This is a genomic window from Jingyaoa shaoxingensis (genome assembly GCF_014385005.1).
GTDB lineage: Bacteria > Bacillota > Clostridia > Lachnospirales > Lachnospiraceae > Marvinbryantia > Marvinbryantia shaoxingensis.
This window is the reverse complement of record NZ_JACRSZ010000022.1, coordinates 1-15,226: the sequence shown is the minus strand read 5'-3', so window position 1 is coordinate 15,226 and position 15,226 is coordinate 1. Positions and strand designations below refer to the sequence as shown.

Annotated in this window: 17 protein-coding genes; all 17 read left to right on the top strand. The window is 39.3% G+C overall.

Annotated features, from left to right (window positions below):
* The 17 genes from H8716_RS15490 (at position 1) to H8716_RS15415 (ending at position 15,058) form a co-directional block, all read left to right on the top strand.
* A complete protein-coding gene (locus H8716_RS15490) occupies positions 1–480 on the top strand; it encodes a hypothetical protein (protein WP_249309903.1) in 480 nt (159 codons plus the stop codon).
* An 18-nt stretch (positions 481–498) separates the two neighbouring features.
* Positions 499–873, top strand: coding sequence for a DUF6673 family protein (locus H8716_RS15485; RefSeq protein WP_249309902.1), 375 nt, complete (start codon positions 499–501; stop codon positions 871–873).
* Positions 870–1,436 (top strand): bacteriophage Gp15 family protein, encoded by a 567-nt coding sequence (locus H8716_RS15480; RefSeq protein ID WP_249309901.1) that lies wholly within the window; start codon positions 870–872, stop codon positions 1,434–1,436. Before H8716_RS15485 ends, H8716_RS15480 begins: the two co-directional genes overlap by 4 nt.
* A 201-nt stretch (positions 1,437–1,637) precedes the next feature.
* Complete coding sequence (locus H8716_RS15475) at positions 1,638–3,854, top strand: phage tail tape measure protein (protein WP_249309900.1); 2,217 nt, start codon at positions 1,638–1,640, stop codon at positions 3,852–3,854.
* On the top strand, positions 3,851–4,636 hold the full coding sequence (locus H8716_RS15470; RefSeq protein ID WP_249309899.1) for a hypothetical protein: 786 nt from the start codon (positions 3,851–3,853) through the stop codon (positions 4,634–4,636). The genes H8716_RS15475 and H8716_RS15470 overlap by 4 nt, the downstream gene beginning before the upstream one ends.
* Positions 4,627–5,607, top strand: coding sequence for a siphovirus ReqiPepy6 Gp37-like family protein (locus H8716_RS15465; RefSeq protein WP_249309898.1), 981 nt, complete (start codon positions 4,627–4,629; stop codon positions 5,605–5,607). The genes H8716_RS15470 and H8716_RS15465 overlap by 10 nt, the downstream gene beginning before the upstream one ends.
* A gap of 1 nt (position 5,608) precedes the next feature.
* Positions 5,609–6,685 carry a phage baseplate protein gene (locus H8716_RS15460; protein ID WP_249309897.1) on the top strand — a complete coding sequence of 359 codons (1,077 nt, stop codon included), beginning with the start codon at positions 5,609–5,611 and terminating at the stop codon, positions 6,683–6,685.
* Positions 6,686–6,695: 10 nt separating this feature from the next.
* Entirely contained in the window at positions 6,696–7,373 is a 678-nt protein-coding gene (locus H8716_RS15455; protein ID WP_249309896.1) for a hypothetical protein, read from the top strand.
* Positions 7,370–9,937, top strand: a complete 2,568-nt coding sequence (locus tag H8716_RS15450; RefSeq protein WP_249309895.1) for a hypothetical protein — start codon at positions 7,370–7,372, stop codon at positions 9,935–9,937. The genes H8716_RS15455 and H8716_RS15450 overlap by 4 nt, the downstream gene beginning before the upstream one ends.
* Positions 9,938–10,080: 143 nt before the next feature.
* Positions 10,081–10,479 (top strand): hypothetical protein, encoded by a 399-nt coding sequence (locus H8716_RS15445; RefSeq protein WP_249309894.1) that lies wholly within the window; start codon positions 10,081–10,083, stop codon positions 10,477–10,479.
* Positions 10,480–10,683: 204 nt separating this feature from the next.
* The gene (locus H8716_RS15440) at positions 10,684–10,848 is read left to right on the top strand and encodes a hypothetical protein (protein WP_249309893.1); all 165 of its coding nucleotides are present in this window, start codon (positions 10,684–10,686) and stop codon (positions 10,846–10,848) included.
* Positions 10,849–10,954: 106 nt separating this feature from the next.
* Complete coding sequence (locus H8716_RS15435) at positions 10,955–11,137, top strand: hypothetical protein (protein WP_249309892.1); 183 nt, start codon at positions 10,955–10,957, stop codon at positions 11,135–11,137.
* A gap of 132 nt (positions 11,138–11,269) precedes the next feature.
* Positions 11,270–12,268: a tyrosine-type recombinase/integrase gene (locus H8716_RS15430; protein ID WP_249309891.1), complete on the top strand. Its 999-nt coding sequence runs from the start codon at positions 11,270–11,272 to the stop codon at positions 12,266–12,268.
* 65 nt (positions 12,269–12,333) lie between these two features.
* Positions 12,334–12,870, top strand: coding sequence for a hypothetical protein (locus tag H8716_RS15425; RefSeq protein ID WP_249309890.1), 537 nt, complete (start codon positions 12,334–12,336; stop codon positions 12,868–12,870).
* Positions 12,871–13,045: 175 nt separating this feature from the next.
* Positions 13,046–13,555, top strand: a complete 510-nt coding sequence (locus H8716_RS15420; RefSeq protein WP_249309889.1) for a phage holin family protein — start codon at positions 13,046–13,048, stop codon at positions 13,553–13,555.
* A gap of 19 nt (positions 13,556–13,574) precedes the next feature.
* Positions 13,575–13,706: a hypothetical protein gene (locus H8716_RS17650; protein WP_283243181.1), complete on the top strand. Its 132-nt coding sequence runs from the start codon at positions 13,575–13,577 to the stop codon at positions 13,704–13,706.
* The gene (locus H8716_RS15415; RefSeq protein ID WP_249309888.1) at positions 13,697–15,058 is read left to right on the top strand and encodes a phage tail tip lysozyme; all 1,362 of its coding nucleotides are present in this window, start codon (positions 13,697–13,699) and stop codon (positions 15,056–15,058) included. The genes H8716_RS17650 and H8716_RS15415 overlap by 10 nt, the downstream gene beginning before the upstream one ends.
* The last annotated feature ends 168 nt before the right edge of the window (positions 15,059–15,226 follow it).

Genomic DNA, 15,226 nt, shown 5'->3' with positions numbered 1-15,226 from the left:
ATGCCAGATTTAATCGGAAGACATAAAAGACTGAGCTTTCTGAAAGTGGATCAGACATACACACGTATGACTAAGTTCACGAGTTTAAACGAAAGCAAATCACCAAAAGAATACACACGGCAGTATGTTGACCGGAGCGGGGAAGATACAGATGTAGTAGGCTATTCTGCATCGGTCGCATTCGCTTATGACCGACACACGGATACGCCTGTACATGATAAACTTGCTGATATTATCGACAATGAGAAGATGGGGACAGATGCACATGTAGACATTGTCACAGTGGATCTTTTCAAAAAAGCAGAAACGAATGCGTGTGAAGCACGTATGAGAACCTATTCAGTAATCCCGAGTAATGTTGGTGATGGTACAGATGCACTGATTTACTCGGGAAATCTGAAAGCAGTGTCCGAGATGGTAACTGGTACTGCTGTCAGCGAAGATAACTGGGAAACCTGTACGTTCACACCAAAAGAATAATGAATGGAGAATGAGCCTATGAGCCTTTTTGAATACGGAAAGCTGTCTGTAGATCTGGATTTTACAGATGTAGATTTTTTTACAAAATTGGAAGCGGCAAACGATAAACTGCAGAAAGACTGTATGAAAGTACCACCGACCGGCAAGACAAGCGAAAGACTGCTTGCCATGATAAACGCCTATGATTCATTTTTTAATGGCGTTCTTGGAAAAGAAGCGGTAGACAAGATGTTCCAGGGGAAAAAGAGCGGTGTGCAGAGAATAGATGCATTGAATAAGTTTGTGGCATTGGAAAAGCAACAGGGAACCGAAGTTACGAATATGATGACACAGTTCAAGCCGAACAAAAACAGACAGCAGAGACGGAATGATCAGTTCCGAGTGAAAAAATGATAAATCCGTTATATGATTCATTCCCTGATCATGTAGTAGTGCATGGTCAGGAATATAAAGTGATCACTGATTTCCGGGAATGGATCAGATTCCTGGAGCTGGTGAAATCAGACCTGCCAGAAACCGTAAAGTTGGAACTGATGCTGGAATGGTATCTGGATGATCCACCGGAAGATCTGGAAGCAGCAATCACAGCGCTTGGACAGTTTCTGGGTGCTTATGAACTGTATGAAGAGGACACAGACGACAGTGTACATCCGAAAGAACAGGCATTTTCGTTCGAACAGGATGCGTCAGACATCTATTCGGCATTTCTGTCTGCCTACGGAATCGATATACAGGAAGTAGAGTATATGCACTGGTATAAATTCCGTACTTTGTTTGATTCTCTGCCAGGCGAAACAGAGATAAAGCGAAAAATGCATTATAGGACTATGGATGCAAACCAGATCAAAGATAAGGATGAAAGAGCCAGAGTAAGATCTATCCAGGAAAAGATCAGGATCAAAGATAAGAAGAAAAAGAACATAGATGATTACGAGATAGGAGATATGTTCTGGTGATGAATTTTTTTAATAAAATACCAACCGAAAGAAAGTGGTATGTATGCCCTCACTGTGGTCAGAAGCTGATCGTGTACGACAACACAGCAAGTTGCCACGGTATGTACATTAAGTGCAGAAGATGCAGGAGGGAAATTGAAATAAAATTGTAAAGCATTTGTGAGCCATTGAGCCGTGCTTCTTACTGAAAGGAAGTGAAGTATGGCTGATGGCACTTTAAATTTTGATACTAAAATAGACGAATCCGGGTTTTCGGAAGGTGCTTCCAGTATTGGAAACATTGTTAAAGGCATTGGTGTCGAAAAGATTATAGAATCCGGTCTGAATGCAGTCAAAAATCTTGGGAAATCTGTTGTAGAAACAGGAATGAATTTTGAGACATCTATGTCTCAGGTAGCAGCTACCATGGGGATTACTTCCGACCAGATAGCTGCAGGATCGGAAGATTTTGAAAAACTGAATAGCGCTGCAAAAAATATGGGAGCAACGACCCAGTTTTCTGCAAGCCAGGCAGCTGATGCTTTGAATTATCTGGCACTTGCTGGATACTCAGTGGATAAGTCTATAGAAACATTGCCGACGGTACTGAATCTGGCAGCTGCCGGTGGGATGGAGCTGGGTACCGCCTCTGATATGGTTACTGATGCCATGTCTGCGCTTGGGGAAAAAGCTGGAACAGCGGAATCTTTTGTAGATAAGATGGCGAAGACAGCGCAGAAATCCAACACGGGTGTAGAACAGCTGGGAAATGCTATTCTTACGGTAGGCGGTACAGCAAAGAGCCTGAGCGGTGGTGTCACGGAGATGAACACAGCACTTGGTGTGCTGGCAAACCGAGGCATTAAGGGAGCAGAAGGTGGTACGGCACTCCGAAATGTCATTCTTGCATTGGGAGCACCTACAGATAAGGCGGCAGAAGCGTTAAACAGCCTTGGCGTATCTGCGTATGATTCTGAGGGTAAGATGCGGCCGTTGAATGAAGTGTTCAAGGATCTTGATGCTTCTATGGAAGGCATGAGTGAGGGCGACAAGACCAATGTCCTCAATAATATCTTCAATAAAGTCGATCTAAAGTCAGCACAGGCATTACTAGCCGGATGCGGTGAAGAGTGGGACAATCTGGCTGATGCAATTGATAACAGCGAGGGTGCAGCTGCAGATATGGCAGAGACTATGAACGATAATCTGCAGGGATCTCTGACTATGCTCAGCAGTGCATTGGAAGGATTGCAGATTGAATTATATGAAGCATTTTCAGAGCCATTAAAAGAAGCGGTGGATGTAGCTACAGAGTGTATATCTCAGATTGTTACAGGTATGCAGGAAAATGGTATTCCTGGCGCCATTGCTGCAGCTGGCGGTATCGCAAACGGATTTATTGATACAATCATTGCAAATGCACCGAATGTACTGCAGTCAGGTTATGAACTGATTAGCAGTCTGATAGATGGATTTGTGTCCAATTTTCCTGCTGTCATTGCTTCGATATCTACAATGTTGTCTAACATATTGTCGACAATCATCGATGCAATGCCAACCATCCTGCAAAAGGGGTTCGATCTGGCGGGTAGATTTGCCATTGGAATGCTTCAGAATCTGCCACAGGTTATAAACTCCATTGGTCTGATTATAACCACGGTACTAGGCAAGCTGATGGATAATCTTCCGAAGATGATGGAAAAAGGTGTTCAGTTTATTGCCTATCTGGCAAACGGAGTATTGCAAAATCTTCCGGCAATCATTTCTGCTATAGCAAGGGTAATTGCACAAGTAATTAGCACAATTGTATCTCATTTACCGGAATTTCTGAGTAAGGGTATTGAGATCATTGGCAAGCTGGCAGCAGGCTTGATTCAGGCTATTCCAAGAGCTGTAGCTGCTGTGCCACAGATTATCTCTGGAATTATTAATGCATTTAAGGCACAGGACTGGGGCAGTGTTGGGATCAATATTGTAAATGGAATTGCTGGAGGTGTCAGAAGCGCAGTTGGCGTTGTCGTAGAAGCAGCAAGAGGTGTTGCATCATCTGCAATACAGGCAGCGAAGAACCTGCTTGGCATTCATTCACCATCCAGAGTTTTTGCATGGATGGGTGAGATGTGTGATCAGGGACTAGCAACCGGATTTATCAGCAATATCCCAAAGACTACAGCACAGATGTCTGCAGGATTGAAGAAAGCTATTACTAATCTGGGAACAGATGCATCTTTCACAACGAGTGTACACGCACAGAGCGGATCCGTGAGCGGTATTGTGAAATATGAATCAGATAGTGCCTACAATAGCGGAATTAAGCGCCTGATTGCATTACAGGAACAGGCAAATGAGAACGCAAAGAGGATTGCAAAGAGACCGATCTATCTTGGTACAGATCGAATTGACAGAGACCTGCCGAAAGGAGCAGTGCCGGTATTATGATTTTTTACTATGAAAATTCAAATGGCGAAAAACTTGACCTGATGAAGCCACCATACAGAGCCATAGAGGCTGATATCTATGATTCTGTATGGGAATCCAATTCGGACGGTTACGAAAAAAAGATAGAACTTGATATGATGGACGATACCACAAATTATGCGGAGAATATGAACCGTTTGTATGACATATTTGCGGTGGATCCAGAGAATGATGCCTATGGAAAACTGTGGGTAAATGGATCATACATTTATTGCAGAGTTAAGAAAAAAGAAACAAACCAGTGGAAAGGGCAGATATATGCATACATTACGCTGACCTTTGTGGCTCCAGATCTTGCCTGGATCACGGAAGAAAAGAAAACCTTTGTATTACTGTCGGAATCAGATGGAATGGATGGTCTGGATTACCCGTATGATTATCCGTATGATTACACAGCCGGGAAAGATGCCACAGCCTCATGGATCATTGATAATATATCAGACAGTGATTTCTCAATGATTATTTACGGGCCATGTGTAAATCCGGAAATAGATATCAGCGGGCATACATATGCAGTGGACACAACGGTTGATTCGGAAGAATATTTGATCATCGACAGCCAGTCGCATACGATCATGAAGCATGTTGCTTCTGGATCAAACATCTCATTGTTTGACAAACGGAACACAGAACAGTCTGTGTTTCAAAAAATCAAGGGTGGCATCAATACAATACGATGGTCGGGTTCCTTCTTATTTGATGTGATTGTGTATAAGGCGAGGAGGGAACCAAAATGGAACTGATCCTTGCAAATAGCAATCGTGAGGATATCACAGATATTTCATCATTTGCGAATGCAGATTTTGACATTAACAAGGAAATGAAATTTAAAGTGCAGGTTGCACGATCTTACTATACACAAGATATGACATTCGGATCATGGATTTATATCCCAGACACGGAGTTTGGTGGCATTATTGAAAATGTGGTGACAGATACCACACTGGATTATGTGGAACTGGCCGGAAGAACACCGAGAGGAAAGCTGGCCAAGCGTATTATTCAGCCGGCTGCCGGACAGGACTATAGGACCGTGTCTGGTGATGCTCACGAAATCATGAGAACGTTCATCAATGGAAATTACAGCGGGTATTTATCGGTTGGTGAGAACATCCGTGTAAATATCAACAGTTTTACCTTCCAGAGATACTGCACAACCTATGATGGATTGATTTCGATGTTAAAATCGTTGAACAGAAAAATGGTCTGCACATTTGTCAAAAAAACGAATCAACCAGTATATGTGGATGTATCGAGTGAACCGATCGTTGACTATTCAGATAGAATCGAGCTTAGTAATGATAACAGGATCAATTTCAAGCTAGATGACAACCGTATGGGAGTGAACCATTTGATTGCGCTCGGCAAAGGGGAACTAAAAGACCGAACGGTGATACATAAATATCTGGACAGAAACAAAAAAATCAGTGCATCTCAGGTATACACAGGATACGAAGAATGCACGGAAATATATGATTTTTCTTCGGCGGAGGTGGCAGAACTTAACACAAAGGCAGAAGAAAAGATTATGGAACTTGCAAACACAAGCAATTTTGAAATGGATGTCGAAAAGCTAAATCTAGATGTGAAGCTGGGGGATATTGTAGGTGGCAGGGATTATCTGACAGGGATATCTGACCGCAGAGAGATATCGAACATTATTTACACGATCAGTAACAGAACCATTTCGAAAACTTATAAATTAGGAGATTAGGATGGCAAGCACTTATACTATGAATCTTGTGACTGGTGCACAGGGGAAAGAACATATTACATCAGCTGATGATGGATCCTTGTATGCATCCATGTATGGAACGGGGCAATATGTGATGCATGGATTTACGCACAGCCTTGTGAACAGCAATCTGATCAGAATAGCGGAAGGGGATGCACTTATTAATGGACGACATTGCAGAATTAATCATGGATATGTTGCGGATCTGCAGCTGGCATCCGGCAGTAATGGACTGAATCGAATTGACCTGGTTGTTATTACATACAAAAAAAACACCGAATCAGATGAAAAGGCAACGCTGGATGTACTTACAGGCAAGGCGACTTCTGGTACAGCAAAAGCACCAAGTTATGAGGCTGGAAATGTATTAAATGGTGATACAGTGGTACAGTTCCCGCTGTACCGGATCAATTATACCGGTATCAATATGCCGATAGTAACGCAGCTGTTTAAACCAGGAAAAAGCTTGATGGAAATATATCAGAATATTATGGCAATTCTGATCCCGCCGGTTGGATGGATTGAAGAAAACACAACTGGCAATAATCCATCAGAAAGATATCCAGGGACCTCTTGGAAGTTGTATGGAGTTGGAAAATTTGGAGTATGCGTGAATGCAAGTGATATAGATTTCGCAAAAGACAAAACTGGTGGAGCAAAAAAAATTAACCTGAGTACGTCGCAGATGCCGAAACATCATCATATAACATACGGACACTCACATGAAGTGAATAAACATTATCATGGCGTTGAAAAGATCTACGTAACTACCAATCAAGGTGGATCCCATACTCACAAAGCATGGTATGACAAAGATGGCGGTGGAAGCAATAAAACACGATATATTCCAGGTGGCCATACAGAATCTAGCGACAATTTCATAAAATCATCTGGCATGCATACCCATGATATGTTGATTCCAGAGCACAACACAAAAAGCACAGCAACTACGACGAAAAACAATTCAGATGCGAATACATCTGACAGCGGAACGGGATCTGATATAACAATTCTTCCACCATACATCACATTATACCGATGGAAGAGAGTAAATTAGGAGATCGAGAGTGAATACTACAATTATTTTCAAAGTTCAAAATAGAAAGATAACGGCAGATAAAAAGAGCATTGATCTGATCGGGGACAATACAGATTATATTGCATTATTTGAATTTGATGCCGATATGGATTCTGACAGGGTAAAAAATGCAAGATTCATTTTGAATGGTAATAAAGAAGATCGGGTCCTTGACACAGACAATTCCTGCCAGATTCCACCGGAAGTGCTGAAAGATGGTTATCTGTCAGTTGGTGTATATACAGCAGATAAAGCAACCACACCGGTATACATACAGGTTAACGGATCTATTAAGGATAAGGAGTATCCGGACAAGGAAGCAGATCCAGATGTATACCGGCAGCTACTGGAAAAGATCGAAACACTGAAAGGCGTGCGTGAGATCGAGGTACAAAATGACGGCGAGGAAATCCAGTGGCGCTATATTGGCGAAGAAAAATGGCGAAATCTGATTGACGTAGCAGATATCACCGGATACACACCGGTAAAAGGAAAAGATTACTTCGATGGTAAGGACGGGCTGGTCATCCCTACAACTGGAATGTATACCCTGGATATCGTAGGGAATGACCTGATGATCTATTATAACGATGTCGATCAGGTACCGGATTTGTATATTGACAAGAATGGATGTCTGATTTTTGGAGAGAAAGAGGTGGAGCAATGAAAGCATATAATCTTGGCCGTGTAGTTGGCCTGTCAGCTTATGAGATCGCAGTAATCAAGGGATATGAGGGATCTATAGAAGAATGGTTGGAATCGCTGAGATATGATCATTCAGACGAATATAAACAGTTTACCGAGACAATCGAACAGGCCAGAAAAGAGATTGAAACCGGCAAAAGCGATATTGAGACATCGATGTCTACTATTCAGGATCTTGTTACAAATGCCTTTATCGACATAGAAAATACACGCAAACAGGGCGTTGATGCAGTAAATAAAGCCGGTACATCAGCAGTCAACGAGATCGAAAACAAGAAAAGTGGTGCACTTACTGATATCGATTCTGCTGAATCCGAAGCATTGACAGTGCTGGCAAATACTCTTACAAGTGCAGTAAGATCCCTTAATGAGGAAGGAACCAGATGGAAGCAGCAAATCAAGAATACAGGGGAAAAGGCACAGTTCGATTATGACCAGAATGCTGAGAAAAAACAGACAGAGTTCGACCAGAATGCAATCAAAAATCAGACAGCCTTTGAACAGAATGCAGCAGAGAAAACCACAGCATTTGACACCCATGTAAGTGAAAAACAGGATGGATTTGATAAAAATGCAACTGAGAAGCAAACTGCTTTTGATGAAAATGCGGATCAGAAAACACAGGAGTTTGATGTACATACAGAGAAGATCCATACAGACATTAGTCAGCTAAAGGAAGACTTAGAACTAATGCAACGTAGTATGCTTTTATATATTGAAGATGGAAATATAATTGATAATTATTATATATCAATAAGAACTTTGGATATAAATAAAAAGTATGCGTTTTTTATCATGCCATCTGTTGACGGTATATATACGGTGCAAGCAGGAACTGCAACTTCATCTGATAAGATGATAGATACAATAGCATCGTCTGTTGAGATTTTATCATCTATAGGTTATATGTTTTATGGGTACAGTCCCTCAATAAGCAACATTAATACATTACGATTAAGTGGAAATGTTCAGTGGAACCTGAAAGTGTATGAAGTGTGCGACTCTAATCGTTTTTTAGAAAATTCAAAAAGGATAGAGAAAAATTATATTCTTTTATCTGAACTTTTTTTAACAGAAGATATTATCTTGGAAAACCCAAATTATAAATTGAATAAAGAAACTGGTACATATGTTCAAACAATATCCGCGATTGCTACATCAAATAAGATTCCTTGTATTCCTGGTGATATGATTGAGTATACTTTGTCATCGGAAGGAGCTGTTTTTGTGACATATGATAATAACGGAAACGTGATTACTGTTGCAAATTCAACAGGATATTCTGATATTAAAACAGCAACACATACTTTTTTATCCGAAGAAGTAAGTTTCAGAGTGTCTGGATCTATTGATAGATACAATAAAGGACTTTATTCGTTGAAATACAAAGCTGGTCTTAAAAGGTTTGAAAAACTTGAAAAAAATTTATCAATAGTAAATGCAAATATAGTCGATATTAATGATAACATTGCAGAAAACAGTAAGGATATAGAAAAAATTAAAAACAGTAATATAAACGAAAATTTAAAACCTAATGACACATATGAAACGGATGGGTGCATATATCGCTGTTATAATCCTTATAAAAATAGTGGAAATCTTACTTTGACAGGACAACTGCATTGTCATACAGTTGGTACTGGTAGCGGGGAAACTCAATATATGACGCCAGAGCAGTTATGCCAGTATTATAAGGATAATGGATATGATTTTATGACTATTACTGATTATAGTCACATTAACTATTATAATGGAAAACCAACACACCCTATAACTTTACCTGAAAATTTTGTATGGTTATGTGATAGCTTTGAAGTATCTATTCCAAGCGATGCAAAACACCCAATAAAGCATATGTGCTTATATAACATACAGGATAACATTACAATATCAGAATATAAAAGTATTCAAGATATGGTAGATATATGCAAATCTGTTGGTGGAATAATTTCAATGGCTCACCCTATGTATATTTCAACATACTATACATCTAATATGATGAAAGAAGTTGATAATGGATTACGATTTTGCGAAGTATATGACGGATTAATACACTCAAAAGGAGAAGAGATGCATCCCGATGATAAAGAAACAGATTTTGCATGGGAAACTCTTTTAGATAACGGAGTAATTACATGGGGAATAGCTATTTCTGATCAGCATGTTGCCAATGATTTTAAGAATGGCTGTGTAAAGGTTTTTAGTGATACATTGTCAAGAATAGAAATTATGAAAAATCTTTGCTGCGGGAATTTTTATGCAACAACAAATTCTGACAAAAAATTAAATAAAATATCGTTTGAAAATGGTGAAGTTATAGTTGAAACAGGAGATGCAAATGCTGTTGTTTCTTTTAAGAAAGAAAATGGTGAACTGTTAGATACTATAATAGGGGAAATGGCAAAATATAAATTAACAGGAACCGAAAAGTACGTGCGAGCAATTGTTACATTTGAAGATGGTGAAAAAATATGGACACAGCCGATCATTAATATTTCGAATATGTCCGACAATTACTTTGCTTAACTAAAGAGGGCTATTTCTTACTACCAAAACATGACAAAAAGAAAGGGAATATTACACTCTGATGGCGCTGCTTTATATGATGATTGAAGAAAAGAAAAGGTTATGATATAATTTTTTCACCAAGTTAGAAGGAGACGATATCTATGAATAATGAGGAAATCGAAAAAATTATTTATGCTGTTACAAAAGAACTTGAACATGATTATTCTAAATATAAAATAGAGCATTACGGATTAGCTGATAGGGCACTTATTGCATTTGCTACCATTCAGAGTAGAAGTAGAGTGGTGAGAAATGAAGGGACTGACGAAGACCATGACTTAATCTTGTGTTATGATGAAGACGGTTGGTTTATATATGATATTACAGTTCAAGTTGGAGCTGGAATACAGAAAGTTATTAGTGCAGGTGATATTAAGCTATCAAGAGAAGAAGTACTGGAAAAATATCAGCAATTAAATTTGCTTGAGAAAATGAATTTTATAAGCACTGCATATAGAATTTTAAGTTTTTCAGAATGTAAAACATACTTATATAGTTAATCCAATATAAGGTGCGAGAACATCTTGGATGATTTCTTTTTAGAAATCAGAGGTGGTATCGTACCTTTTTCTTTCAGTTTGTATATTGTGGCAGAATATACAAAAATATTAGCCAATATTTATACAAAATGCATATTGGCTAATATGTAAAAAATGTGCTATATTATATTTGTAACAAGGAGTTAGCAGGAAAGGAGATACAAAATGGATGAGGAAAATAACATGAGCGTATTTAAAAGTTATTTAAGAAGATTGTTACAGGATTTGAAAGATTTAAAAATTGCATTGAAAAATAAAGAATATGAGGAAGCTGATAAGATGCTGGACAAACTCATAGATGATACTCAAAAAGGTATTGAAGATAATTAAATAAGGGATCAGACGAGGGCGGTTCTCTAAAACATTCCTGCTAACCGCCCAAGTCCTATTTATAATATATAGCAGGAAAAATAATGTAGTCAAGAGGTAGTATTGTATGGCATACAAAAAAGAAATACAGGCCAGAGCAACTGCAAAATACATGGAAGATAAGCACACTATCAGAGTAGTTGTTACAAAGAAAAAAGCAGAAGAATATAAGGAGAGAGCAAAAAAACAGGGAAAAAGTTTGAATCAGTATATCATTGATTTAATAGAGGATGATCTCAAAAACGAATAATAACAATGCAAGAAATAAAGGAGCCGAACCCCGACTACCAATCTAAAAGTTCGACTCCGGCACCACAAAATGGTACGGAAATATTATAGCATAATGCCGTCCTTTTGTGAATCATAAAAAGGAGGGCTTTTTATGAGAGAGCAATTGAGAAATGAATTGCTTGTCATGATGAATGAGTATGCAGATGGTGACACACTGAAAATCATAGGAATGAAACTGGATGTCATATTGTCAGACTATGAGATTGAGAACAGAAAAACAGATGTTGTAGAATATGAATATCATGTGCCAGAGAGCGTGCAGATCTACATTGTATCGAAAAAGATTGCAGGATTATCTGATAAGACATTGTATCTGTACGATATTGTACTGAAAGATTTTTTCATGACAATAAAGAAACAACCATATGAAGTAAGTGCGATTGATATAAGAGGGTATCTGTACACTTACCAGAAGAATCATGGAGTATCGAATAGAACACTTGATGGTAAAAGAACAGTGATCTGCACATACTTTTCTTGGCTGGCAGCAGAAGAGTATATACCCAAAAATCCAGCAGTCAATATCAAACCGATTAAGTATGAGAGGAAGCATAAGAAACCAATGTCTCAGCTTGAATTAGAGCAGATCCGATCTGTATGCAAAACGAAAAGAGAGAAAGCAATTGTTGAGATGCTGTATTCTACCGGATGCCGTGTGAGTGAATTGGAACATCTCAATATTATAGATGTAAATTTTGAAACAAAAGAAGTAATGTTATTCGGAAAAGGCAGTAAGCATCGTACCAGTTACCTGAATGCAAAAGCAGAATTTGCGTTGAAAGAATATTTGGCAGAACGAACAGACAATACCCCGGCATTATTTGTGTACAGAAAAAAGCCATATGGAAGATTGCGAAAGGAAGGAATTGAAAAAATTATAAGAGATATCGTGCAGAGAACATCTGATGTGCTGACGCACGTTACGCCGCACGTGTTTCGGCATACTACTGCAAGTGTGTCACTGGATCATGGAATGAATATTGTCGATGTGAGCAAGTTACTTGGTCATGAATCGCTGGATACGACAATGCAGTACATTACAAGTGATCAAATGTCCGTAAAAAATAGTCACTTGAAATGTGTTATATAATTAATAATGAAAAGTTCTTCCAATTTTGCTATAATATAAAAAAACAAGTTTGGGAGGAATGAGATATGGGAGACAGAAGATCAAGAGGAAAAAGGAGCAGAGTAAAAGCCAGGAAGCCTATTTTTAAGAAATGGTGGTTCTGGGGGTTTATTATCATTATTATTGGGGTAGCTTATGGAAGCACAGGAAAAGATGACAATGATAATAAAGAAACAGAGATAAATAGTACAACAGAAGCACAAACCAACATACCACAGACTGAAAGTGAAGCAGAAGATAGTCTTTCTTTTAATGTGATGAAAGTACCTAATGATGTAACCGGCAATTGGCGGGTTGCTACTATGGCAGAAAACGTGGAAGCTCAGAACATTGCATTGGACTATTACAAAAAATATTTTGGCAATGACGATGAGATTCATGCAATCGTAAACTTTAATTACAAGACAACAACAAAAATTTCTGTAATGGGAGATCTGCTGGATGTGTCGGTATATGAATATGTTGATAAGGAAGAACATGATGCAAATTTGCTTTTCAGCGGGATGCTGCTTAAAGAATATCATGTAAATAAAGAGACAGGTGCAATAGAAGAGATACAGTAAAAAATGAGAAAGCCTTGACCAAATGACGGTTGAGGTTTTCTTTTTGCATATTGATACAAAAGGACCATTTCGTTGAATTATAATATACTCACAAAATGATAAAGTGAGATGGATTATGATCAGAGACAAACCGTATTTTTTGCACAATGACAATAAAAGATAGAAAGGACAAAATATGTTAGGAAAACTTATTGAATTATTTATGCATAACAAGATTATCCAGCTCGTTGTAGCAGCAGTTATTTTTGATACGATTTTTGGCGTGATCCGGGCAGCAAGGGAAAGAAAGTTCAATTCCTGCTTTGGCATCGATGGGGCTATCCGTAAGATTTCCATGATCGTCAGCCTCTGCGGATTGCTGATTGTGGATTATCTGGTAAAGATCAATTTAATCGGGTTTGTACCGGAACAGGTACGAACGTGGATCGGTGTGGAGACGATCGGCGCAGCTGAGTTTTTCGGCCTGTTATACATTGCTTATGAGATTGTCAGCATTCTAAAGAACATGTACCTGTGTGGTTTGCCGGTGAAAAGAGTGTGGAGCGTAGTGCGAAACTTCTTGAGTAATTATACGGATGAGCTTCCAGATGCGGATGAAATTGCAGAGGAACAGAATGATGTATTAACAATGCAGCAGAAAGCAGAATCAACCAGAGAAAAGGTAATTGCAGACGAGCATGTGTAAAAGAAAAGGGGATACGATTATGAAATATGCCATTATTGCAATTGTTGGAATCATTGCATTTCCTGCAATGTTGTGGAAAGAGTTCGGGGGATATGTCAGGGATGTATCCCCTGATAATTTTATAGAAAGGACAGACAAAGAATGGCAGTAATTAACAGAGCTTCAGAGGTCGAAGCGTATTATTATTTTAGAGCGCAGGGAATGACGCACGAAGGTGCTATCGGGGTCATCGACAATCTGGAAGCTGAATCGGATGGCTTCTATGCGAATAGAATGGAATACCTTTTAGTCAGAAGATTGAAAGAAGCAGGATATAGCTATACAGATGAAAGCTATACAGCAGCGATTGACAATGGAACAATTACACTGGAAGAGTTTCAGCATCCATTGCATGGAAAACAATACGGACACGGTCTGGCCCAGTGGACAAGTCCGGGAAGAAAAGCGGGGTTGTACCGTTTAGCGAAACAGAAAGGTGTATCTATATCAGATTTAAAGATGCAGTTAGAATATCTGATCTATGAACTGCAGAATACATACAAGAATGTATGGAATGTGCTGACCACAGCAACATCCATTAAAACTGCATCTGATTATTTCCTGGTACATTTCGAAGCTCCGGCCAATACCGGCGATGCCGTGCGAAAGGGCAGAGCAGATCGAGGCTATGCATTTGAAAAATATTTAAATCAGAACGGAGGAAATAGCGTGAAAGTAACAGCACAGCAGATTATTGATGTAATGAAAAGCTGGATCGGTCTGAGCAGAGCGAAAGGAACACACAAGCCTATCATTGATCTGTACAACAGTCATTATCCTTTGGCCAGAGGATACAAAGTCAGCTATGTAGATGATTATTGCGATGCTACAGTATCTGCAGCTTTTATCAAATTGGGAGCTGTGGATCTGATCGGTGGCACAGAGTGTGGAGTAGAGGAACATATCAATTTGTTCGACAAAAAAGGTATCTGGAATGAAGATGGAACGATCACACCGAATCCAGGAGATATTATCTGCTATAACTGGGATGACAGTACACAGCCTAATGATGGCTGGGCGGATCATATCGGCATCGTAGAAACAGTGAATACCAAGAATAGAACCCTGACGGTAATCGAAGGAAATATGAGCGGTGGCGTAGTGGGTGAAAGAACCATCCCGATCGGCTGGGGGTATATCCGTGGCTACGCCCGCCCGAAATATGCAGACAGCCAGACCGTAGACACAAAAACAGAGAATAAAGCAAGTACAGAGACAGGAGGGACAGGATACATGTTTGAGGTAAAAATGGTACAGAGTGGATCAACAGGAAATGATGTGAAGTTATTGCAGAGACTTCTGAAGAGCAATGGATGCAAGGGCAAGGATGGCAAGAAGCTGTCTATTGATGGATCCTGTGGTACAAACACTGTGTATGCTATCAAAGAGTACCAGAAAAAGAAGAAGCTGGAAGTAGATGGTTGTGCTGGCAATGCTACTTGGAAGAGCATTTTGCTGAGATAATTGTCGGTGGCATTGCCACCGATTTGCCACCAACGCAGATATATAATGCGAGGATGTAAAAATATTTAGAATCTGAACTATAGAAAAAAGTTTGGCTTTATTGTCACCGTGGGATGTGTTAAGATTTGAGAGGAGCGAAAAGAATAATGTTCGTGATACGGTGCATGT